Source organism: Devosia sp. J20-27 (assembly GCF_055808595.1).
Genome location: NZ_CM147875.1, coordinates 1,768,497 through 1,790,337, shown reverse-complemented (window position 1 = coordinate 1,790,337; position 21,841 = coordinate 1,768,497). Strand labels below are relative to the sequence as shown.

The window sequence follows — 21,841 nt, the reverse complement described above, 5'->3', positions numbered from 1 at the left end:
AGGGCGACGCGCTATTGCGCCGCGGCAGTCTCCTCGACAGCGGCATCGGGCAGCTTGCCGACCCCGAAGGCATCGGCGCGCCCCACGGGCGCCTCCAGCATCATCTGCCGGTCAAAGCTTGCCGGTTCCACCACCGCCGGATCGGCAACGATCAGGTCGAGCGCCCGCCGCTGCGAGTGGGTGAGCGAGATCACCGCCCCGGCCACTTCCAGCAATTGCATCTGCCCCAGCCCCTGGAATGGCGGCCGCAGCATCATCTGCGCCTCGGTGCCGAGCAACGGATCGGCCACCTCGAGCCCGACCGAACCGGCGCCGCGATAATAGAGCCTCAGAGACTGCGCCAGATAGAAGGCCAGCTTGTCCGCGCCGGCCGAGGAGAAGTGGATACCGTCATCCTTGCGCATGCGGACATTCTTGCCGTTGAGATCGGGACCGTAAGATGTGTACTGCCCATCCTCGTCGGCGAACCGCTCATAGATGTCGAGGAACTCGGCCCCGCCCGAAAACGCCGCCAGCCGCTGGATCTCGCTGATGCCGGCCATCGTCTTGGCATAGGCGCCGCCCGACATCGGCGGCAGCCCGACCCAGATCGTCGGCTTGTTGGCGGCCCGCAGCTTGCCCACCACATCGGAGACGCGCTGCTGGTACTCGACGGTCCATTCCGGCGACAGCGAGCCATAGCTGACATCGTTGAGCCGCATCTTCTGGCGATCGTTGATGCCGATGATGAACACCGCAATGTCGAAGCTGTTGGCCTCGATCTGCTCGGCCACCTTCACATTCCAGTCGAGCACATCCTTGCGCACGAACCCGGTATCCCCCACCGCCTGCGATATGATCGCGATATTGGGGTCTTCCTCGTAGTAGCGATCCAGCGCCCGGGCCAGGTCCACGCCCAGCGAGTCGCCGAATACCGCGAGCCGCACCGCCGTATCGTTCTTGGGGATCTTCGGCTTGGCCGGCGGCAGTTCCGCTTTCGGCCGCACCACGACGGGCTTTTCGACCACCGGCGGCACTTCCGGCTGCTGATCGTCATTGCCACCGAACAGCAGGTCCATCAGTGTCTTGCGCTTGCGCGGTGCCTGTTCCTGCGCCACGCGGACCCGGTCGGGCGCCGCCGGCGCGTTCAGCACCGGCACGGACGTAATGGCCGCTTCCTGCGCCGATACCATGATCGGCAGCATGTCGGTGAGAACCAGTGCCGCGACCACCAGGCCAATGATCCAGATGAGGAACGGATTGCGCTTCTTCATATGCGACACTTAACCCAACACGCGGCCGAAAATAAGGTGCCTCACGGGTTCTCTACCGCGTTGCTGCAGCCAGTTCCTCGTAGCTGGCCAGCGTGATGAAGCCGTCGGCAATCTCGCCGCGACTGGCCTGGAACTGCGCATAGGCCGCCTGGCTGATCGGCCCGATGCGACCATCCACGGCGCCCTTGTAGAGCCCCAGATCGATCAGCGCCTGCTGGATCGCCTTGCGCTGCTGCAGATTGGGGAATTTCGTCCTGGTCGGCCACGACTGCTCGAACCCGCCCGAACCCTTCAGCCGGTCCGTCATATGGGCCACCGACAGCGCATAGCTGTCGGAGAAATTATAGCCCTTGAGCACCAGATAATTGCGGGTCATCAGGAACTTCGGACCATTGTGCCCGGCAGGTACATAGAGAAACACCGGCTCGTCGAGGCTGGCAAAATTGCGGCCCCTGACCCGCGTCACGCCACGCTCGGCAAAAAACCGCACCGGCCGCAACTCCTCGCGCGTCGCCAGCAGGTAGTCGAACCCCTTGGGCAGCTCGACTTCAAACCCCCAGTCGATCCCCGGCTGATAGCCGAGGTCGCGCAGGAACGTGGCGCTGGTTGCCAGCGCATCGGGCAGCGAATTGTGCAGATCGACGCGGCCGTCGCTGTCACCATCGCGCCCATGCGCAATGACGTTGGAGGGGTTGACCTGCAGGTGCCCGATCGCCCCGGCCCATGACCCGACCAGCGTGTCGCGATCGAGCGGTCCGCGCTGCACCAGCAGCAGCGCCGCGATGAAATCGGCTTCGTCTTCCTTGAGCCGCCCGCGCCGCTGGTGCACCAGCGTGGCCAGCGAGCGGATGATCGGCCGGATCAGCTTCCTGTTGCCCAACACCGCGCCATAGTCGGTTTCCATGCCCCAGATGGCGCCAAGGATATAGGGATCGACGCCATAGGTCGTGCCGGTCGCATCGAACAGCGCCTGCTGCTTGCCCATCGCCGCCTGGCCGCGACTGACCCGGCCCGAATTCACCCGGCCGTTGATATAGTCCCAGATCGGCGTGGTGAACTCGGGCTGCGTGGTCACCAGATTGGGGACGTTCGGATCGGGCGTCAGCCCCGCCGTCGCGCGGCGGTAGACATCGGCATCGACCCCGGCGGCCACGGCCTTGCTCTCGAAATGCGTGAGAAAGGCCGCAAACGACTCCACCGGCTGCGCCATCGTCGGCGATGCCAAAGCCAGCAGCAAACCCAGAACCACAAGCCGGATCATCGAAACCTCCCTCTTCACGTCGGGAAGCGCCTAGCGGTTCCGTGTGGCCAAATAGCGTTCCCACTCATAGGCATGGGTGACGATTTCGGTGAGATCGTCATGTTGGGGCACCCAGCCGAGCGTTGCCCGCACCTTCTCGCCAGTCGCCGTGATCGAGGCCGGATCGCCCGCCCGCCGCGGCGCCTCGTCGACGCGGAAGTCGACGCCCGACACCGTCTTGACGGTATTGATCACCTCGCGCACCGAATAGCCCTGGCCATAGGCGCAGTTCAGCGTCGTGCTGGCGCCGCCCTGCCGCAGATAGCCCAGCAGCAGCCAGTGCGCCTCGATCAGGTCGGTGACGTGGATATAGTCGCGCACGCCGGTGCCGTCGGGCGTGTCGAAGTCGGTGCCGAAAATGTCCATCTTCGGCCGTTGTCCCAGCGCTGTCTGTGCCGCCACCTTGATCAGGTGCGTGGCCAGCGGCGTCGACTGCCCCGACCGCTTCTGCGGATCGCCGCCGGCGACGTTGAAATAGCGCAGCACCCCGTAGGTCAGCGGGTGCGCCGCCGCGACGTCCTGCAGCATCCACTCGGTCATCAGCTTGGACCGCCCGTAGGGCGACATCGGCTGCAGCGGCGTCTCCTCGACCACCGGCGCCAGTCCGGTCATGCCGTAGACGGCGGCCGTTGACGAAAAGATGAAGTGCTTGACCCCCTCGGCCACCGCGGCCTCGATGAGGCTGCGCGAGGTGGCGGTGTTGTTGCCGTAATACTTCAGCGGGTCCGTCACCAATTCCGGCACCACGATCGATCCGGCAAAATGGATGATCTCAGAAATATCGTGATCCCGCAGGACCTTGCGGACAAACTCGAGATCCCCGGCATGCCCCTGGACCAGCGTCGCGCGATGGTCGATCGCCCAGTCGAAGCCGGTCGTCAGGTTGTCGAGAACGACCACTGTTTCGCCCGCATCGGCGAGCCGCAGCACCATATGGCTGCCGATATAACCTGCGCCACCTGTCACCATGACGGCCATGCGGTAACCTCGTCTGGAGTTGAGTATTGCGCGAATGCTAAAGTTGAGGTGTTTAGATAGCCTTAGCGTCAAAATTGACCCCTACGGAGACAACTTTGCCCAAGCGCGTCAGAACTGCTGTATTCCCCGTCGCCGGACTCGGTACACGTTTCCTGCCCGCTACCAAGGCAATGCCCAAGGAGATGCTGACGGTCGTCGACCGGCCGCTCATCCAGTATGCCGTCGATGAGGCCCGCGAGGCCGGCATCGAGCACCTTGTCTTCGTCACCGGCCGCAACAAGGGTGTCATCGAGGATCACTTTGACCGCCAGTATGAACTCGAGCAGACGCTGGAGTCGCGCGGCAAGGTCGATGCGCTCAGGGAACTGCAGAAGGATCTGCCCTCCGCCGGCCAGACCAGCTTCACCCGCCAGCAGGAGCCGCTCGGCCTCGGCCACGCCGTCTGGTGTGCCCGCGAACTGGTCGGCGACCAGCCGTTCGCCCTGCTGCTTCCCGATATGGTGTTCCGCGCCAAGCCGGGCGTCATGAAGCAGATGATCGACGCCTACGAGGAAACCGGCGGCAATATCATCGGCGTCGAGGAGGTCGATCCGGCCGAAACCGCCAGCTACGGCATCGTCGCCCGCGGCGAAGGCCCCGATTCCGGCTTCAAGATCACCGGTATGGTGGAAAAGCCCAAGCCGGCCGATGCGCCGTCCAACCTCTTCATCTCCGGTCGCTACATCCTGCAGCCCGAGATTTTCTCGATCCTCTCCGAGCAGACGCGCGGCGCCGGCAACGAGATCCAGCTCACCGATGCCATGCAGGTGCTGATCCGCCAGCAGACGTTTACCGGCGTCAAGTACAATGGCCGCGTCTTCGACTGCGGCTCAAAGATCGGCTTCCTGACCGCCAATGTCGTGTTCGCGCTCGACCGGCCCGATCTCGCCGATGACTTCCGCAAGGAAGTCGAAGCCGCGATGGCGAGCAGCTAGCGCTTGAGTGTCACGCCCATCGTCACCCGGTGCTCTTCGGCCGCCGTGCCTGATGCACCGGTCGTCGAGCTGAAATCATAGTCGCCGCTGACCGACATGTTCTCGTTCAGCAGATAGTCGGCACCGACGCCTGCGCCATAGCCGGTTTCGACCGTCGCGCTGTCCGAGAAGATGGCGTAGCTGTAGCTCGCCCCGGCCCGCAGCTTGAGCCAGGGATTGACCATGTAGTCCACGTCGCCGGTCGCCACGTAGGCGATGCGCGCTGCGCCGCTGGCATTGGGGCCAGGAGCCCCGACCGAGGTCGACAGCCCGCCCCGCACCGTGACCGTCTCGTCCGGCCTGAATGTCAGTGAGGCATCATAGAGCTGACTGACGAAGTCGGGCGCCGCGCCATAGGTGAACGTCCGCAGACCGAGGCCCGCAGAAGCCTCCGCCTCCAGTACGTCGCTCCATTTGGCGGAAATACCGCCCCGCAGTGCGTAGTCGGTCGCGTCGAGTTTGACGCCATAGCTGGGCGCCACCACGTCGTAGAACTGGTAGCCAACGCTGCCATCGACAAAGGCCGTCAGGATCGGCGTCACCTTGTAGCCGATGCGCAGCCCGCCCCCGGCCTGCCAGTTGTTGTTGGCGCTGTTGTCGACCTCCGCTCCGCCCGACAGCGTCGTCGGCCCGTAGACCGAACGCGATGCAGTGCCGCTCAGCGTCGTCGTCACCAGACCGAAATCGTAGGTCACGGCGCCCTCGGCGTCGCCACTGATCTGCTGCGAGGCCGAAACCGTCGTCGCCGGATAGCCCGTGGTCGTCGCGCTCGGCGTCACCAGCGCGAGATTGACCGCGCCGCTGAGCCCTAGGGCGTCGTTGACCTGATAGTTTCCGGCAGCCCCTAGCCGCAGCGCATTGATCCGCGTTTCCTCGACGGTCGAGCGGGACAGTTCGGCCGCGCCGTTGAACGTGAAGGATCCGCGCAGGAAGTCGTGCTGCAGGCTGACCGACGGCACTGCCAGCGCTTCAAAACTCTCGCCGGTGCTGTTGCGCACATAGGCGCCGCGCAGCGACAGGCTCCAGTCGAGCTTGAAGGGCGGCACATCCCACTCATGCGGGGCAAAGGTCTGGCAGTTCTCGCAGCCCGTCGACGGGTCGCGCAGCAGGTCGGCATTGTTGGTGGACGAGCCATCGCCCAGCGGGTTGAACTCGCCGCCCAGCGCCGCACCGCTCGCCAGCACCACGGCGAGCGCTGCAGCAACGGCAAGCATCTGGCGGGGTTGGCAATCGGTCACGGCAAGAACTCCAGCGCCACGACGGCGCTAATGAATCCTTGCAGTTTATGGTTAAGGAACAATTGCCCAGGGGCAGGAAGGCAGCATTGCCGCCTTCCTCGTCGCGCCTCTCAGGCGGCTTCGACCTTCAGCACGGCGCCCTCGGCATCGATAATCCGCACTCTTTGCCCGGCAGCCAGGTCCGGCCCCTGCACCCGCCAGATGGTATCACCCAGCGACACCCGGCCGAAGCCGTCACGGATCGGTTCGTTGAGCACCACTTCCTGCCCCACGAAGCGCTCAGCCCGGCGGTTGAGGAACGGTCGGTCCGTGACCTCGCCATGCGGCTTGATCCGCAGCCAGACGAAGATCGAGACCACTGCCAAGACGCCGAAGATGACGAACTGCACCGGCCAGCCGATCGCCGGCACCAGGAGCGCCAGGATGCCGGTGACAACGGCCGCGCCACCCATCCACACGAGGATGCCGCCCGGCACCACCAGTTCGAGCGCCAGCAGCACGAAGCCTGCCACCAGCCACGACCAGCCGCCATACTGGCCGATAAGGTTGATGAGATCCATCGATCACCTCCCTCGGTTACTGGTTGTTGGTCGAGGGCGGGCGCGACGAACTGCGCTGCTGCGCCGGAGTGCCGCCGCCAAACGTCTCTTTTGCGATTTCGGCAATGCCGCCAATGGCGCCGATAACACTCGATGCTTCGACCGGCAGCATGAGGATCTTCTGGTTGGGCGACTTGGCGAGGCTTTCCAGCGCCTTGATGTAGTTGTTGGCGACGAAGTAGTTGATCGCCTGCACGCTGCCCGTGGCAATCGCGTTGCTCACCACTTCGGTTGCCTTGGCTTCGGCATCGGCGGCGCGCTCGCGCGCTTCGGCATCGCGGAATGCCGCTTCGCGCCGGCCCTCGGCCTCCAGCACCTGGCTCTGCTTGGCGCCTTCCGCCTGCAGGATGGCGGCCTGCCGCTTGCCCTCGGCCTCGAGGATCAGCGCGCGCTTTTCGCGCTCGGCCTTCATCTGCCGGCCCATCGATTCCACCAGGTCCTTGGGCGGATCGATGTCCTTGATTTCGATGCGGGTGATCTTGAGACCCCATGGCGACACGGCGGCATCCACCACCTTGAGCACCCGTGTATTGATCTCGTCGCGATTGCTCAGCAGCTCGTCGAGGTCCATCGAACCCATCACCGAACGGATGTTGGTCATCGTCAGGTTGAGGATGGCGTTCTCGAGATGAGTCACCTCGTAGGCCGCCGCGGCCGCATCGAGGATCTGGTAGAAGGTCACGCCATTGGCGGTCACCGAGGCGTTGTCGCGGGTGATGACCTCCTGGTGCGGGACGTCGAGCACCTGCTCCATCATGTTGATGCGCTTGCCGACGCCGTCAATGAACGGCACGATCAGATTGAGCCCCGGCTTCAGTGTCCGCGTGTAGCGGCCGAAGCGCTCGATTGTGAAATTATACCCCTGCGGCACCGTCTTGGCGCCGGCGAAAAGCACCAGCAGAGCCAGTACGCCAAGTGCGACGAGAGTAATGCTGCCACCGTCGAGCCCGAAATCCATGATCTTCTCCCCTGTGATGCCGTGGACCATGCGGCCGGCACCTGCCCGCTAGATGTATGCGCGGGTCTCCCCCCGCGCAACATGGGACGCCGCCCGGCGGGAAAAGCTTGGGGGAGAGCCCGGATTTTTTCGCTACAGCCAGCCCGCGAGCTCGTTCCGCACCACCGCCTCGACCATATCCATGCCACCCGGCGAATCGTTGAGGCACGGGATATAGGCGTAGTCCTTGCCCCCCGCGTGCTCGAACTGCTCGCGCCCGGTGATGGCGATCTCCTCGAGCGTCTCGATGCAATCCACCGAGAAGGCCGGGGCCAGGATGGCGACCTTCTTGCCCTGCTTGCCCAACTCCATCAGCGTCGCATCGGTATAGGGCTGCAGCCACTTGGTCGGCCCGAACCGGCTCTGGAACGTCACCATCAGCCGGTCCTTCGGCCAGCCCAGATGCTCGCGCACCAGCCGCGTCGTCTTCAGGCACTGGCAGTGATAGGGGTCGCCGCGCTCCAGGTAGAGCTGCGGCATGCCGTGGTAGGAGGTGATCACCACGTCGGGCTCGAACGGCAGGGCCTTGACGCCCTCGTCGATGCTGCGCGCCAGCGCCGCGATATAGGCCGGGGTTTCGAAATAGGCCGGCAGGGTCCGCACCGCCGGCTGCCAGCGCAGCTTCTTCAGCGCGTCGAACGCCTTGTCGTTGGCCGTCGCCGTCGTCGTTGCAGAATATTGCGGATAAAGCGGCGCCAGCAGGATTTTCTGGCAGCCGGCTTTCTGCAGGGCCTCCAGCCGCGACCTGGTCGACGGATTGCCGTAGCGCATGGCGTAATCGACGATCACCCCCGACCCCAGTCGGCTCTGCAGGTCCGCGGTCTGCTGCTTGGTAATGACCCGCAGCGGGCTGTCGCCGGCCTGCTTGTCCCAGATGCGCTCGTAGTTCTCGCCGCTCTTTTGCGGCCGCACCGACAGGATGATGCCCTGCAGGATCGGCTGCCAGATGGCCGGATTGGTCTCGATGACCCGCCGGTCGGACAGGAACTCCGACAGGTAGCGCCGCACCGACCAGTAATCGGTGGCATCGGGCGTGCCCAGGTTGAGCAGCAGCACGCCGATCTTCGGCGGCAGGACGGGCGGGTGATCGGGCGGCAGCTGTGCGGTCATGAAAGCCTGCAATTCGGTCGCGTTTCGGCAGCGTGGCGCACCATACCCGCGCCGCCCGGCAGTGCAAGTGCAGCCATGTCGCGGCTAGAGGCTGGCCAGCAGCAGGATCGCCCCGAACGAAAACACCAGCATGGCGCCCAGCAGTTCGGCCCACCAGACCAGACCTCTGGCAAAGCTGCCCTCGGTGCCGAGCAGGCGGCGTGCCAGACCCTTGGCCCCCACCGCCAGGCTCGCCAGCACCGCCACGGTGATGAACGTCCCCAGCCCCATCAGCAGCACGGCCACGATCCCGGCAGCGAGCAGCCCCTGGCTCAGCGCAAACACCAGCACCACCAGCGCGCCCGAACACGGCCGCAGGCCGACGCCGAGCACCACGCCCAGTTGTTCGCGCCAGTCGCCCCGCACCTGGTCGGCAGTAACCACATGGTGATGGCCGTGATCGTGCCCCTCGTCATCGCCGTGGCTGTGCCCGTAATGCGCGTCTCCCGGCATCCGTCCGAACGCATCCGGCCCCTTCTGGAACTTGTCGGCGACGCTGAACTGGCCGCGGTTGAGCGCATGGCCGGCCGCGCCGGTATGCGCGACGGTGTGCGCCTTGCCTGCCGGCACCGGCTCATGATGGTGATGATGCCCCCAGCCGAAAAGCTTGCGTGCGATCAGCCACAGCCCCAGCAGCGCCACGAGACCATAGGACACGATGCCGATCCAGGTGGCGGCATTGTCCATCGCCATCGACGTCATGTTGAGCAGCATCGCGGCCACCACCACGAAGCTGATGGCCACCAGTGACTGCAGCATCGCTGCCGCTAAGCTGAGCACAATGCCGCGCTTCACCTGCCGCTCGTTGGCCAGCACATAGGACGAGATCACCACCTTGCCGTGGCCGGGCCCTGCGGCGTGGAACACGCCATAAAGAAAGCTCAGTCCGCCGAGCACCCAGAACGCCGTCCAGTCGCTGCGCAGCGCCCCGAGTGCCGCGTTCATCGCCTCGTAGAAGTCACGCTGCTGCTGGTTCACCCAGCCCAGAATGCCGTCGCGCGGCATCATCAGGCCCGGCTCCGGCGGCGGCCCGCCGAACGGCTTGGCCGGTCGCAACTCTGCAACCTGCGTGGCCGCATCGAGCGCTGTTGCTGCCTCCGGAGCGGCGGGCTGCGGAGCGACAGCGTCGTTGCCGGTTTGCGGACAGGTGATCAGAATGGCGCCCTGCACGCCACGCATCGCCACCGCCAGCTCCGGCGGCAGTTCAGTGACGTCTGCCGGCAAGGCGCCGATCATCTCCTGCAATTCGGGCGACAGTTCCTTGCCCGCTTGCATCGTCACGACGCAATCGGCCGGCGCGTTTTCAAGCGTCACCGCGTCGGCGTCGGCAAAGGTGATGGCAACGTAATATTCGGGATCGTTGATCGCCAGTTCGAGACCCTGGCCCATCTGGTAGGGCTGCGCGAGTTTCACCCCGAAGCGCAGGATCGTGTGGCCGTCGACATAGTCGCGTGTCGGATCGACGCCACGCTCGAGCGCGACATTGGTCTCGTCGCCCGGCGCACCGGCATAGGTATAGAACTGGTACTCGGCTAGTCCGTCCATGTCCTGATTGGCAAGCTCCTGCTGCTCCTCGCGGCTCACCACCCCGTCATTGTTGACGTCCAGCCCCTCGATCGACCACGCCGAGAATGCCTCGTCGAAGCTCCATTCGTTGCGCACCTCGGTGACGGCGCCGCTATCGTCGAACACCACCGTCGCCCTGGCATCGATGAAGATGTGCGGATGCGCCAGTGCCGGCGTTGCCAGCAGGCCGCCGACAAGGGCGATAGGGAGGAGAAAACGCAAAGCCGACATATGCCCCGAGTTACCGGACCGGGTTCTGCGCGAACCAGTCCACCAGATGATCGATCAGCGCCCGCACCTTGCCGGCGAGATGCCGGCGGTGCGGATAGACGGCCGTCAGGCTGGGTCCTTCGGGCATGTGCTCGCCCAGGACCGTGACCAGCCGGCCAGCGCCGATCAATGGATCGGCGAGGTAGGTAGGCAATACGGCAAAGCCAAGGCCGGCCGCCGCCGCCTGCATCGCGGCCACCGGCGAATTGACCCGCACCGGCCCGGCCACATGCACCGACACCATCTTGCCGCCCTCGGCAAAGCGCCAGTTGGCCTGCCCGGCCATGTTGGAATCGATGACGCAGGGCAGGCCGCGCAGCCCCTCCGGTGTTTTGGGCAGCCCATGTTCCTTGATCAGCGACGGGGCCGCGCAGATGATGTGCCGGATGTCCGCGATCTTGCGGGCAATCAGCGAGGAATCCATCATCGTCGAGATCCGCAGCGCCACGTCGATGCCCTCGTCGACGAGATCGACATAGCGGTCCTCGAGCCGCAGATCGATGCTGATCATCGGGTTGCGGGCCATGAACTGGAAAATCGCCGGCGCCAGCGTCGTTTCGCCGAGATTGCGCGGCGCCGAAATGCGCACCAGGCCGCGCGGCTCGGCAGTCTGGTCGGAAATCGTGGCATCGAGCTCGTCGAGCTGCTGCAGCAACTGGCTGGCCTCGCGATAATAGGCCTCGCCCGCTTCGGTCAGCGACAGCTTGCGCGTCGTCCGGTTCATCAGCCGCACGCCCAGATAGTCCTCGAGATCGGTGACGTTCTTGGAGAGCAGCGCCTTGGATCGCCCGTGCTGCCGCGCCGCGGCCGAAAAGCCCCCCGCATCGAAGACCTGCACAAACGCACGGATACGGGCGAGATCCTGACTCAAGCGTCTCTCCTCTATCGGTCCGGTGCGAGGTGTCGCGGACATCCGCACCATTGCCAGACGCATAACTCATCTGCAAAAGACGAACAATGTCGCCCCTTGGTCTCGCCCGGATTAACGATAGGATATTTGCTCTATCGCAAAGCACCGGAGACAAGGCTATTTTCGACTACATGTCCAAGACCAAGTCCCGTTCCACGCTCTATCGCCTGATCGAAGCTGGCCAGCTGATCCACAAGGCCCTGCTGGTGCCGCTGAAAGAGCGCGGGCTGGAACCGGGCGACGATGCCGTGCTGTTCATGCTGCACGACAAGCTGGGCGCCTCCGAAGAGGAACTGGCCAACGAGATCGGCATCCCGTTCGAGGCGCTGTCGCCGCGGCTGGAGCGACTGATCGAGCGCGACCTGATCACCCGCCAGGCTACCGGGCCTGCCCTGGTCCCGGGCCTCGCCCTGACCGAACGCGGCGAACGCATCCGCGAAATCCTCGCCCACACCTGGACCGAGCTGGAAGAAGCCCTCGTCGGCGAACTGCCGCACAAGCAGGCCAAGAAACTGCGCAAGCAGCTGGGCCGCTTCGTCGAACTGCTGCGTCTCTAGCCCGCCACCCGTCCGATCCGCCTGTCGATCAGCATCGTCGCGGTGATGGTGACGAAGGCGAAGACAACCATGCCCAGCGCCAGGACATGGGCGCTGCCCCATTCGAGCCGTTCGACATAATCGTAGATGGCGATAGAGAGCACCTTGGTCTTGCCGGGGATATTGCCGCCGATCATCAGCACCACACCGAACTCCCCCACCGTATGGGCAAAAGTCAGCACGGCGCCGGTGAGATAGCCGGCCCGGGCCAGCGGCGCCTCCAGCGCCATAAAGGTCTGCCATCGCCCCGCCCCGAGCGTCGCGGCAGCGTCCAGCGGTTCGGCCGGGATAGCTTCGAAGGCATTGCGCAGCGGCTGCACCATGAAGGGCAGCGAGTAGATCACCGAGCCGATGACCAGCCCCTCGAATGAAAAGGCCAGCGTCCGTGCGCCCCAGAGCCCTGCCAGCGCCCCGCCCGGCCCGCTGGGTCCGAGCACAATCAGCAGATAGAAGCCGAGAACGGTAGGCGGCAGCACCAGCGGCAACGCCACCACGGCCGCTACCGCCTCTTTCCACTTTGCCGGCGACCGCGCCAGCCACCAGGCGATCGGCGTCCCGATGCCGATCAGCAGCAGCGTGACGATGCCTGCCAGAAACAGCGTCAGGCTCACCGATTGCCAGATCTCGCCCATGTTCAGCATCAGCCGCTACTCCGCGCCGTAGCCGTGGCGCGCCATGATCTGCCGCGCCGCATCGCTCTTGAGGAACATGACGAAGGCCTCCGCCGCCGGCTTACCCGCTCCCTCGGCGAGCAGCACCGCATCCTGCCGGATCGGCGCATGGAGCGCGGGCGGCACAAGCCAGACACGCCCGGGCGGCTCGCCGATCACCTGACTCAAGGCCACAAACCCCAGCTCGGCATTGCCGCTCTGCACAAACTGCAGCGTCTGGCTGATGCTGTTGCCGGTCACCAGCCGGTCCGCCAGCGCGTCGCGCAGGCCGAGCCGCTCAAGCACTTGCTGCGCTGCGGCGCCATAGGGTGCCGTCTGCGCGTCAGCGACGGCAAGATGGGCGAACGCCCCGCCCGCCAGCACACCCGCGCCGTCGCTGACGTCGATCCCGGGGCCGTAGAGCACCAGTTGGCCGATGGCGTAGGTGAACGTTGTGCCCTCGATGGCCAGTCCCTCGGCCACTGCACGCGCCGGACGACTGTCATCGGCTGCGAGAAACACCGCAAACGGCGCGCCCTGCGAAATCTGCGTGTAAAGCGCGCCCGTGGCCCCGAAGCTGAAATCCACGCTGTAGGATGTCTGCGCCCTGAACGCGGCGCCCAGATCCTCTGCTGCCTTGGTGAAATTGGCAGCGACGGCGACGGTCACATCGGCCGCCAGTGCCGGGCTGGCGGCCATCACCGTCAGCAGCAAGACCATCAATCGATATGTATGCCTGAACATATCCAGACCGTGCCAGACCGCCCTGGCTGCGGCAAGCGCTATTTCCGGACGACCATATCGCTGCGGATCGCCTCGAAATCGTCGGCAATCGCGGCGCGGGTCTTCTGCTGCATCTGACGGTAGTGCTGCAGCACCCGCAGGCCCGCGTCGGTCAGTGTGGCGCCCTGGGCGGCGCCACCGCGCGCCGTCTCCACCAGCGGCGCGCCGAAGCCGTCATTGAGCGCCTGCACCAGGCTCCAGGCCCGCTTGTAGCTCATGCCCATGGCCTTGCCGGCGGCCGAGATCGACCCGGTCTTGCCGATCTGCTCAAGCAGGTCGGCGCGCCCGGGCCCGATGTAGAAATCCCTGGAAAAGGTGATGCGGAGATGCGTCAGGCCGGTCGGGCCTGTCTCCGACATCAATCAGGCAGCCGACTTGAGGGCCGCTGCCTCGCGCGCCAGGCCTTCGATGCGCTTCCAGTCCCTGGCGTCGATCGCGTCCTGCGGCATCACCCAGGAGCCGCCGACACAGATGACATTGGGCAGCGCCAGATAGTCGCGCGCCTTGTTCATGTCGATGCCGCCGGTGGGGCAGAAGGTGATGTCGGGGAGCGGGCTGGCATAGGCCTTCAGCACCTTGACCCCGCCCAGCGCTTCGGCCGGGAAGAACTTGAGGAACGTATAACCGTGCTCGCTGGCCGTCATCGCCTCGGTCGGCGTGCCGATGCCCGGCAGCAGCGGAATGTCGTGCTCTTCGGCCGCTTCGAGCAGGCGCGGCGATGCCCCCGGCGACACCATGAACTGGCATCCCGAATCCACCGAATGGCCCATCTGCAGCGGCGACCGCACCGTGCCCGAGCCGACGACGGCGCCCGGCACCTTGGCCATCTCCTCGATGACCTGCAGCGCATGCGGCGTCCGCAAGGTCACTTCCAGCACCGACAGCCCGCCGGCAACCAGCGCCTCGGCCAACGGCCGGGCCGCCGAGACATCATCGAGGACGATCACCGGGATCACCGGGGCCAGCGAAAGCGTCGTACGGAGTGCGGCGGCGTCTTGGGGCATGGCGGACCTCGAAATTGGCGATGCGGCAGAGTTAGGATTTTGCCCCCCGCCGATCAAGCACAAAGCACTGTTTCATTGAAATCCCGCGCCAGCGCACCTAAATGTGCGCACGCTTGGAGGGCTTTCGATGGCGCAGTTGATCAATGCAATTACTCCCCTTGAGGAGGCCCGTGCCATCCTCTCGGAGCACTATGATCTCAAGTTCACCAAGGCGGTGCAGAAGGTCACACAGCGCATCTTCGAGCGCGTCAAGGACAAGATCCCCGAGATCGAATGGCCCTTCTATGCGCCGCTGATCGTCCAGATCAACCGGCTCAAGAAGGAGAAGGATGCCGTCATCCTCGCCCACAATTACCAGACGCCGCAGATCTACCACGGCGTCGCCGACATCGTCGGCGACAGCCTGCAACTGGCGGTCGAGGCCACCAAGGTCCGGCAGCAGGTCATCGTCCAGTGCGGCGTGCACTTCATGGCCGAGACCAGCAAGATCCTCAATCCGCAAAAGACCGTGCTGATCCCCGACAGCCGCGCCGGCTGCTCGCTGTCATCCTCGATCACGGCTGCCGATGTGATGGCCATGCGGGCCCAGTATCCCGGCGTGCCGGTGGTCACCTATGTGAACACCTCCGCCGACGTGAAGGCGCTGACCGACGTCTGCTGTACCTCCTCGAACGCCGTCGACATCGTCAACGCCGTCGAGGGCGATACGGTCATCATGATCCCCGACCAGTTCCTGGCGCAGAACACCGCGAAAAAGACCAGCAAGAAGATCATCACCTGGGCCGGCTCCTGCGAAGTGCACGAGACCTTCACCGCTGGCGACATCGCCGAACTGCGCGCCGCCTATCCGACGGCCAAGATCATCGCCCATCCCGAATGTCCGCCCGAAGTCATCGACGTCGTCGACTTCTCCGGCTCGACCGCCGCCATGATCAACTACGTCAAGACCGAGAAACCACCCCGCGTCGTCATGGTCACCGAATGCTCGATGTCGGACAATGTCGCCTCGGAAACCACGGGCGTCGACTTCCTGCGCGGCTGCAACATCTGCCCACACATGAAGCGCATCAACCTCGAGAACATTCTTTGGTCGCTGCACGCCATGAGCGAAGAAGTCATCGTCGACCCGGCAATCATCGAGCCGGCACGGATGGCCGTTCAGCGCATGATCGACTACTCGAAGAAGGGCGACTGACAGCAGAGATCTGGGTGCTCTGAACACTTTTTCTGCCATCAAGGCTATGAACTTGCGGATGCTGCGCTAAGCTTGCTCGATCCGGTCGAATCCGTCGGCCTCGAGAGGAGAAAGAGCGTCCATGCACAAGTTCCAGGTCACCACCGGCAAGTCCGGCCAGTTCACCGCCAAGTTCGTCTACAACTCGGAAACGCTCGTCTGGTCGGAGACCTACAAGAGCCGGGCCAGCGCCAACAACTGCATCGCCTCGACCAAGAAGAACGCGCCCGGCGCTGCCACGGTCGATCTGGAAAAAGGCGAAAAGGGCAAGGGCTATCGCTTCGAACTCGTGAAGTCCAAGGACGGCCAGACCTTCGTGCGTTTCGTGGCCGCCAATGGCCAGACCATGCTGCGCTCCGAGACGTACACCTCCAAGGCCAGCGCCATCAATTGCGTCGAGTCGGTCAAAAAGAACGGCCCGGGAGCACCGGTCGAAACCAACGCCTGACCTCTACCGCCCGAATATCTGCGTCCGGTGAAAAGCCAGGTGCGCCGGATCGGGTCCGTAGCGCGCGTCTTCAGGCAAATGGAGGCGCGCCACCCGCTCGATCTGGTCGAAAAGCACCAGCCCGATATCGGGAATGACCCCGATGATCCGGTGGTCGGCCGTGGCCGAGATCGTGCCGGCGGCCCATGCCGCCTCGGCCGCCTCGATCATCGGCATCAGGTTACGCACATGCAGCGGCCCGCCATGCGCCCTCGGACGGAGATAGGCGAGCCGCAGGTCGGGATGCGGCATCTTTCCGGCAAAGAACTGCCGTCCGGTAATGGCGCAGCGATAGCCCCAGCCTTCCAGAACCTGGCGATAGACGAGCAGTGGCGTGGTCGAGCGCAGAGGCTGGAACTCGGACGCCAGCGCTTCGTCCATCGCCTCGCCGGGATCGGGTGACGCCTGCCCCTCGGCAATGATGTTGTCAAAAACCTCCGGCGACAGGCTCAGCATCCGCTGCGCCCCCGGCACGATCGCCTCTTCCTTGCGCACCGGCGGCGCGCCCAGGCGTTGCAGGTCTCGCAGCCGGCAGAACAGCGAGCTGTCATCCGAACCGATTTCCACCCCGCCAACCTTGCCGATGGCGTAAAACATGACAAAGCTGCCACGGAAGAAACGGTAAAGCAGCACCGTCTCGCCGAGCGCCCCGATAACCGCCCGCATGGTGCGGCGATCGATGGGAATGCTGCGTTCGGTATCGGCGGCATCGCTATCAAGGGCCAGCGCCAGCTTGGCCATGTTCTTGTCCACCTGCGGATGTCCGGGAACATCCTATACGTAATCACCCCATCGGTAGAATAGTAACTAGTAGCAAGCGAAGGCCGCGAATGCCCACTTACGACAACACTCTGAACGCCGATGGCGCACTGATCGTCGGCGCCGGTCTTGCCGGCCTGTTCTGCGCCCTCAAGATGGCGCCGCGGCCAGTGACGGTGATTTCGCCCAAGCCGCTGGGATTCGGTGCCTCCTCGGCCTGGGCGCAGGGTGGTGTCGCAGCTGCCATCGGTGCGGGCGACACCTCGCATGCCCATGCCATCGACACCGAAGTCGCCGGCGCCGGCATTGTCGACGAGGACGTCGCCGAGTCGGTAACCGCAGAAGCCCGGGCCCGCATCGAGGACCTGGCCCGCTGGGGCACGCCCTTCGACCGCGATGCCGACGGACACTTTCAGCTTGGACGGGAAGCCGCGCATTCGATGAACCGCATCGTGCGCGTCGAAGGCGACCGCGCCGGCTATGCCATCATGCAGGCCATGATCGCGCGCGTCCGCGACACACCTTCCATCCGGGTCGTCGAGGGCCTGACGGTGGTCGACCTTGCCCGCGCCGACGGTCGCATCATTGGCGTCTTCGCCCGCAAGCTCGGCGATCGCTATGGCGAGCCGGTCTTCATCCGCGCGCGCGCCACGGTCCTCGCTGCTGGCGGACTGGGCGGCCTTTACGCCGTCACCACCAATCCGCCAGGCGTGCGCGGTCACGCCATGGGCATGGCCGCCCGCGCCGGTGCCGTCATCGCCGACCCCGAATTCGTGCAGTTCCATCCCACCGCCATCGCCACCGGTGCCGATCCCGCGCCGCTGGCGACCGAGGCGTTGCGGGGCGAAGGCGCGATCCTCCTCAATGATCTGGGCGAGCGCTTCATGCCGGCCATCCACGAGGATGCCGAACTGGCACCCCGCGATATCGTTGCCCGCGCCAATTTTCGCCAGATCCAGGCCGGCCGAAAAGTCTTTCTCGACACCCGCCAGGCACTTGGCGCACGCATCCTGACGGCCTTCCCCACCGTCTCCAAATACTGCGCCGACGCCGGCATCGACCCGGTGCAGGACCCGATCCCGGTCACCCCGGCCGCCCACTACCACATGGGCGGCGTCAAGGTGGACGAGAGCGGCCGCACGTCACTGCCCGGCCTCTGGGTCTGCGGCGAGGCGTCCTGCACCGGGCTGCACGGTGCCAACCGCCTGGCCTCGAACTCGCTGCTCGAGGCCGTCGTCTATGGCGCCCGCATCGCTGCCGACATTTCCGGGCTGGAACCGGTGAGAACCAACATGGCGCCCTTTCCGGGCATTGAGTGGAACGAAGCCCAGGGCGATGCGGCCGAGGAGCAGCTACGCAACCTCAAGGCCGTGCAGGACCTGCGCAAGGTGATGACCGATCTCGTCGGGGTCGAGCGCAACGCCGCCGATCTCCGGACCGCCTTGCGGCGCATTGCCGAACTCGAGACCACCGGCCAGGGCGTCACCCGCGCCTTCCTCAACATGACCAGTTCGGCGACGCTGGTGGCGGCAGGTGCGCTGCAGCGTGAGGAAAGCCGAGGCGGCCATTTCCGCACCGACTTCCCCGAAGCTTCCCCCGATTGGGTCCATCACACCGAGATGACGCTGGAGCAGGCTCACATCTTGCGAGCCAATGCCTGACCCATTATCATAAAGTGATAATTGCGCGGAGAACGCTCATGCCGTCGAGCTACAGCATCGGCGAACATTTCGAGAAGATGGCCAAGGACCTCGTCGCCTCCGGCCGCTACGCCAGCGTCAGCGAGGTGCTGCGCGAAGGGCTGCGGCTGATCGAGGTGCAGGAGCAGCAGCGGCAGGCCAAACTGGCGTGGCTGCGAAGCGAGGTCGCTGAGGGATACGTGGGTGAGGCCGAAGAATTCGACCTCCAGGCAATCAAGCGTGACGGCCGGCGCAACCTGCAGAACAAGCGCGAAAGCGATGCCGCGTAGTTTGCGCCTCTGGCCCGCGGCCAGGCGCGACCTTGATGCAATCTGGCTGTCGATTGCCGAGGACAGTCTCAAATCTGCCGACGCCGTCCTCGATCGGATCGCAGCACGGCTGGACATGCTCGGACGTCTGCCCGAAGCGGGCCGCCGGCGGGACGATCTACATCAGGGTCTGCGCTACTGCCCGCTCGAAAGCTATCTGATCTTCTATTCAGTCTCTGAGGCGGCAATCGAGGTCCGTCGCGTGCTGCATGGGGCGCGCAACATCCTGCCCGAGTTCTTCGAAGACTAGCGTCCTACTCCACCCCCAGCAGATACGCCGCCACCGCCTCGCGGTCGGCTTGCGTCCATTGCGACGTCCCTTCGCTGATCACCTCGCCCATGGCGCCACCCAGCACATCAAAGCCCGGCGTGAAACCGTCGCTGAGCGTCTGCGCCAGCGTTTCCAGGTCATAACCCTCGGCGACGAGATCGGCCGCCAGCAGCGAAGGTGCCCTGCCGCCGGTACCGCCAGCCGGATTGCCGGCCAGTTCTTTTCCGCCCTCGATGGCACCCAGCACATTGCGCGGGCTGTGACAGGCCACGCAATGGCCCGGCCCATAGGCCAGATAGCGCCCGCGGTTCCATTGCTCGGAATGCGACGCGTCGGCCTCATAGCGGCCCGGCTTGAAGAAGAGGTTCTTCCAGGCCGCCAATGCCAGCCGCACATTGAACGGGAACGCCAGCTCATGCGGGCGGGATGGTGTCGCATCGGCCGGCACCTGCTTCAGCGCCGCGTAGAGATCGGCGATCTCCTGGTCGCTCATCAGCGTATAGTTTTCGTACGGAAATGCGGGATAGAGGTGGCCCTGCGGCCCCTCGCCGTCACTCATCGCCTTTGAAAACTGCGCCAGCGTCCAGTTGCCGATACCGGCGGTCGGGTCGGGGGTGATATTGGGCGCATGGAACGTTCCGAAGGGCGTCGCCAGCGCCGGCCCGCCCGCCAGCATCGCCACGCCATTGGCGCTGTCGGTATGGCAGGCAACGCAGCCTCCCAGCCGCATCAGGTAGGCGCCCCGCGTCGCATCCCCGACGAGCGTCAGGTCGCGAGCCAGCCCCTCGACCGGTCGCAGCAGGTAGATCGCCACGCCGAGCCCCACCACTGCCAGCACGGCAAGTCCCCAGATCCAGCGCCGCATTAAGAATCCCCCGTTCCAGACGCGCACAGTCAGCCAGAGCACCGCCAGCCATGCAACTGACGACGCCGTGACCGGGAGAATCGGCTAGACTTGTTTTCCACAGTTGGCGAATTGCAAATGACAGTATTGATTGCAGCGCGGACCGTTTCCAAGCGGTACCGGCAACACAAGCGCTTTCCCGGCATCATCGGCGCACTGAAAACGCTGGTGACATCCGAATATACTGAGGTTGAAGCGGTCGCCGATGTCAGTTTCGACATCGGTGCCGGCGAGGCGGTCGGTTACCTCGGTCCGAACGGTGCCGGCAAGTCGACCATGATCAAGATGATGGCCGGCATCCTCGTGCCCAGCGCCGGCGAGCTCAGCGTCCTTGGCCGCATCCCGCACCTGCGGCGCATGGACAATGCCCGCGATATCGGCGTCGTCTTCGGGCAACGCAGCCAGCTCTGGTGGGATCTGCCGGTACGCGACAGCTTCGAGCTGCATCGCCGCATCTACGACATTGCTGCGGCCCGCTATGCCGACAACCTCGCCCGCTTTTCCGAACTGCTCGAGCTCACGCCGTTCCTCGACCGCGCCGTGCGCCAGCTCTCGCTTGGCCAGCGCATGCGCTGCGAGATCGTCATGGCGCTGCTGCACGATCCAAAGATCCTTTTCCTCGACGAACCCACCATCGGCCTCGACGTGGTGGCCAAGGATGCGGTGCGGCGTTTCCTTGCCGAGATCAATCGCGAGCGCGGCGTCACCATTATTCTCACCACCCACGACCTGCAGGACATCCAGACCATCTGCCCGCGTCTGATCATGGTCGATCAGGCGCGTCTGATCTTTGATGGAGAACTGCGCAAGCTGCGCGCCGCGCTCGGCTCCGGCCGTCGCCTCACTCTCGAGTTTGCTACCGATCCCGGCCCGCTCGAGCTGACATCGGCGCGCCTGTCCGCCGATGAAGGGCCGCGCAAGCACTACCGGATCGAGCGCGACGAGATTTCGCTCGTCGACGTGCTGGCCGAGATCGGCCGCGACCGCGACCTCAAGGATATCCAGCTCGAGGAACCCAATATCGAAGAGGTGATCCGCACCTTCTATCAGCGCCGCAACGCCGCCGTGCTCGCCTGATGGACAAATACGCGGCCTTTGCCCGCAGTGGCTTTCTGACCAGCTTCGCCTACCGTAACGAGGTCTGGGCCAACATCTTTGGCAAGCTCGTCCAGGTCTTTGCCCGCGTCTCGATCTGGTTCGCCGTCTATGCCGGCCTCACCTCCGTCGATGGCGTCACCATCGCCGACATGATCACCTATGCGCTGCTCGGTGGCGTCGTCCTCGGCTGCACCCGCTACGACCGCCTGATCCGCGCCATCGGCACCGCATTGCGCACCGGCGACGTCTCCGTCTGGCTGCTCAAGCCCGTTCACTACCCGCTTTATCTTCTGGCGGTGGAAGCCGGCCAGACGCTCTACACATTCCTCGTCGCGGTGGTGCCGACCATCGTCATCGTCGCCCTGATCTATGGCATGCAGCCACCGGCCAGCCTGCTGCACGGCACCATGTTCGTTGCCTATGTGCTCCTGGGTTTCGTGATCCACTTTCTCTTTGCCGCCCTCTTCGGGCTGCTCACCTTCTGGCTGATGACCGCCTTCTCGCTCGAATGGCTGCTGCAAAGCCTCATCACTCTGCTCTCGGGCCTCCTGGTGCCGTTCTGGTTCTTTCCCGAGCCCTTCGGCGACATCGCCCGCCTGCAACCGCTGGCCTGGATGGTCTACTATCCTTCGGCGGTCTGGCTCGGTCGCCTCGATGCAGCCGATACCCTGCTCCATTTCGGCATAGGCCTTGGCTGGGCCGCCATTCTCGCCATTGCCCTCGCCGCGCTCTGGCATCGGGCCTCCAGCCGCATCACCGTGCAGGGGGGCTGAG

At 64.9% G+C, this 21,841-nt stretch carries 24 protein-coding genes; 9 read left to right on the top strand and 15 right to left on the bottom strand.

What is annotated here, in order from left to right; all coding sequences use genetic code 11:
• Positions 1-11 precede the first annotated feature (11 nt).
• The 3 genes from AC0L4C_RS08800 to galE are packed head-to-tail and all read right to left on the bottom strand — an operon-like array spanning position 12 to position 3,531.
• Positions 12-1,253, bottom strand: coding sequence for an SGNH/GDSL hydrolase family protein (locus AC0L4C_RS08800; RefSeq protein WP_473403257.1), 1,242 nt, complete (start codon positions 1,251-1,253; stop codon positions 12-14).
• Between the two features lie 52 nt (positions 1,254-1,305).
• On the bottom strand, positions 1,306-2,514 hold the full coding sequence (locus AC0L4C_RS08795) for a lytic murein transglycosylase (protein ID WP_473403256.1): 1,209 nt from the start codon (positions 2,512-2,514) through the stop codon (positions 1,306-1,308).
• A 30-nt stretch (positions 2,515-2,544) separates the two neighbouring features.
• Positions 2,545-3,531, bottom strand: coding sequence for a UDP-glucose 4-epimerase GalE (galE, locus tag AC0L4C_RS08790; protein WP_473403255.1), 987 nt, complete (start codon positions 3,529-3,531; stop codon positions 2,545-2,547).
• A 95-nt stretch (positions 3,532-3,626) separates the two neighbouring features.
• On the opposite strand from galE, the gene galU reads away from it, so the two are divergent.
• On the top strand, positions 3,627-4,505 hold the full coding sequence (galU, locus tag AC0L4C_RS08785; RefSeq protein WP_473403254.1) for a UTP--glucose-1-phosphate uridylyltransferase GalU: 879 nt from the start codon (positions 3,627-3,629) through the stop codon (positions 4,503-4,505).
• Here the strand turns inward: galU and AC0L4C_RS08780 are convergent.
• The 6 genes from AC0L4C_RS08780 to AC0L4C_RS08755 form a co-directional block, all read right to left on the bottom strand.
• Complete coding sequence (locus AC0L4C_RS08780) at positions 4,502-5,782, bottom strand: outer membrane beta-barrel protein (protein ID WP_473403253.1); 1,281 nt, start codon at positions 5,780-5,782, stop codon at positions 4,502-4,504. The two genes, galU and AC0L4C_RS08780, sit on opposite strands and share 4 nt — an antisense overlap.
• Before the next feature lie 110 nt (positions 5,783-5,892).
• Positions 5,893-6,342 (bottom strand): NfeD family protein, encoded by a 450-nt coding sequence (locus AC0L4C_RS08775; protein WP_473403252.1) that lies wholly within the window; start codon positions 6,340-6,342, stop codon positions 5,893-5,895.
• A 16-nt stretch (positions 6,343-6,358) separates the two neighbouring features.
• Positions 6,359-7,369, bottom strand: a complete 1,011-nt coding sequence (locus AC0L4C_RS08770; RefSeq protein ID WP_473403251.1) for an SPFH domain-containing protein — start codon at positions 7,367-7,369, stop codon at positions 6,359-6,361.
• A gap of 102 nt (positions 7,370-7,471) precedes the next feature.
• Positions 7,472-8,488: a ferrochelatase gene (gene hemH, locus AC0L4C_RS08765; protein WP_473403250.1), complete on the bottom strand. Its 1,017-nt coding sequence runs from the start codon at positions 8,486-8,488 to the stop codon at positions 7,472-7,474.
• Between the two features lie 84 nt (positions 8,489-8,572).
• Positions 8,573-10,315, bottom strand: coding sequence for a HoxN/HupN/NixA family nickel/cobalt transporter (locus AC0L4C_RS08760; protein WP_473403249.1), 1,743 nt, complete (start codon positions 10,313-10,315; stop codon positions 8,573-8,575).
• Between the two features lie 19 nt (positions 10,316-10,334).
• The gene (locus AC0L4C_RS08755; protein WP_473403248.1) at positions 10,335-11,234 is read right to left on the bottom strand and encodes a LysR family transcriptional regulator; all 900 of its coding nucleotides are present in this window, start codon (positions 11,232-11,234) and stop codon (positions 10,335-10,337) included.
• A gap of 170 nt (positions 11,235-11,404) precedes the next feature.
• Here AC0L4C_RS08755 and AC0L4C_RS08750 point away from each other — a divergent pair, with 170 nt between their 5' ends.
• On the top strand, positions 11,405-11,830 hold the full coding sequence (locus AC0L4C_RS08750; protein ID WP_473403247.1) for a hypothetical protein: 426 nt from the start codon (positions 11,405-11,407) through the stop codon (positions 11,828-11,830).
• Here the strand turns inward: AC0L4C_RS08750 and modB are convergent.
• Genes modB through eda form a run of 4 tightly spaced genes read right to left on the bottom strand, consistent with a single transcriptional unit; the run spans position 11,827 to position 14,306 of the window.
• Entirely contained in the window at positions 11,827-12,510 is a 684-nt protein-coding gene (gene modB / locus AC0L4C_RS08745) for a molybdate ABC transporter permease subunit (RefSeq protein WP_473403246.1), read from the bottom strand. The genes AC0L4C_RS08750 and modB overlap by 4 nt on opposite strands.
• 6 nt (positions 12,511-12,516) lie before the next feature.
• Positions 12,517-13,263, bottom strand: coding sequence for a molybdate ABC transporter substrate-binding protein (gene modA, locus AC0L4C_RS08740; protein WP_473403245.1), 747 nt, complete (start codon positions 13,261-13,263; stop codon positions 12,517-12,519).
• Between the two features lie 38 nt (positions 13,264-13,301).
• A complete protein-coding gene (locus tag AC0L4C_RS08735; RefSeq protein WP_473403244.1) occupies positions 13,302-13,661 on the bottom strand; it encodes a winged helix-turn-helix domain-containing protein in 360 nt (119 codons plus the stop codon).
• A 3-nt stretch (positions 13,662-13,664) separates the two neighbouring features.
• Positions 13,665-14,306, bottom strand: coding sequence for a bifunctional 4-hydroxy-2-oxoglutarate aldolase/2-dehydro-3-deoxy-phosphogluconate aldolase (eda, locus tag AC0L4C_RS08730; RefSeq protein WP_473403243.1), 642 nt, complete (start codon positions 14,304-14,306; stop codon positions 13,665-13,667).
• A gap of 127 nt (positions 14,307-14,433) precedes the next feature.
• Here eda and nadA point away from each other — a divergent pair, with 127 nt between their 5' ends.
• Positions 14,434-15,501: a quinolinate synthase NadA gene (gene nadA, locus AC0L4C_RS08725; protein ID WP_473403242.1), complete on the top strand. Its 1,068-nt coding sequence runs from the start codon at positions 14,434-14,436 to the stop codon at positions 15,499-15,501.
• Positions 15,502-15,622: 121 nt separating this feature from the next.
• Entirely contained in the window at positions 15,623-15,988 is a 366-nt protein-coding gene (locus tag AC0L4C_RS08720) for a YegP family protein (RefSeq protein ID WP_473403241.1), read from the top strand.
• A gap of 3 nt (positions 15,989-15,991) precedes the next feature.
• Here AC0L4C_RS08720 and AC0L4C_RS08715 read toward each other — a convergent pair whose 3' ends face one another.
• Positions 15,992-16,780 carry a hypothetical protein gene (locus AC0L4C_RS08715; RefSeq protein ID WP_473403240.1) on the bottom strand — a complete coding sequence of 263 codons (789 nt, stop codon included), beginning with the start codon at positions 16,778-16,780 and terminating at the stop codon, positions 15,992-15,994.
• Positions 16,781-16,857: 77 nt separating this feature from the next.
• On the opposite strand from AC0L4C_RS08715, the gene AC0L4C_RS08710 reads away from it, so the two are divergent.
• The 3 genes from AC0L4C_RS08710 to AC0L4C_RS08700 are packed head-to-tail and all read left to right on the top strand — an operon-like array spanning position 16,858 to position 19,044.
• Positions 16,858-18,447, top strand: a complete 1,590-nt coding sequence (locus AC0L4C_RS08710; protein WP_473403239.1) for an L-aspartate oxidase — start codon at positions 16,858-16,860, stop codon at positions 18,445-18,447.
• 38 nt (positions 18,448-18,485) lie between these two features.
• The gene (locus AC0L4C_RS08705; RefSeq protein WP_473403238.1) at positions 18,486-18,755 is read left to right on the top strand and encodes a type II toxin-antitoxin system ParD family antitoxin; all 270 of its coding nucleotides are present in this window, start codon (positions 18,486-18,488) and stop codon (positions 18,753-18,755) included.
• Positions 18,745-19,044, top strand: a complete 300-nt coding sequence (locus AC0L4C_RS08700; RefSeq protein WP_473403237.1) for a type II toxin-antitoxin system RelE/ParE family toxin — start codon at positions 18,745-18,747, stop codon at positions 19,042-19,044. The genes AC0L4C_RS08705 and AC0L4C_RS08700 overlap by 11 nt, the downstream gene beginning before the upstream one ends.
• A 4-nt stretch (positions 19,045-19,048) precedes the next feature.
• On the opposite strand, the gene AC0L4C_RS08695 is transcribed toward AC0L4C_RS08700, so the two are convergent.
• Positions 19,049-19,930 (bottom strand): c-type cytochrome, encoded by an 882-nt coding sequence (locus AC0L4C_RS08695; RefSeq protein WP_473403236.1) that lies wholly within the window; start codon positions 19,928-19,930, stop codon positions 19,049-19,051.
• Between the two features lie 117 nt (positions 19,931-20,047).
• Here AC0L4C_RS08695 and AC0L4C_RS08690 point away from each other — a divergent pair, with 117 nt between their 5' ends.
• Both AC0L4C_RS08690 and AC0L4C_RS08685 read left to right on the top strand, forming a co-directional pair.
• A complete protein-coding gene (locus AC0L4C_RS08690; RefSeq protein WP_473403235.1) occupies positions 20,048-21,046 on the top strand; it encodes an ABC transporter ATP-binding protein in 999 nt (332 codons plus the stop codon).
• Positions 21,046-21,840 (top strand): ABC transporter permease, encoded by a 795-nt coding sequence (locus AC0L4C_RS08685; RefSeq protein WP_473403234.1) that lies wholly within the window; start codon positions 21,046-21,048, stop codon positions 21,838-21,840. Before AC0L4C_RS08690 ends, AC0L4C_RS08685 begins: the two co-directional genes overlap by 1 nt.
• Position 21,841: the final 1 nt, after the last annotated feature.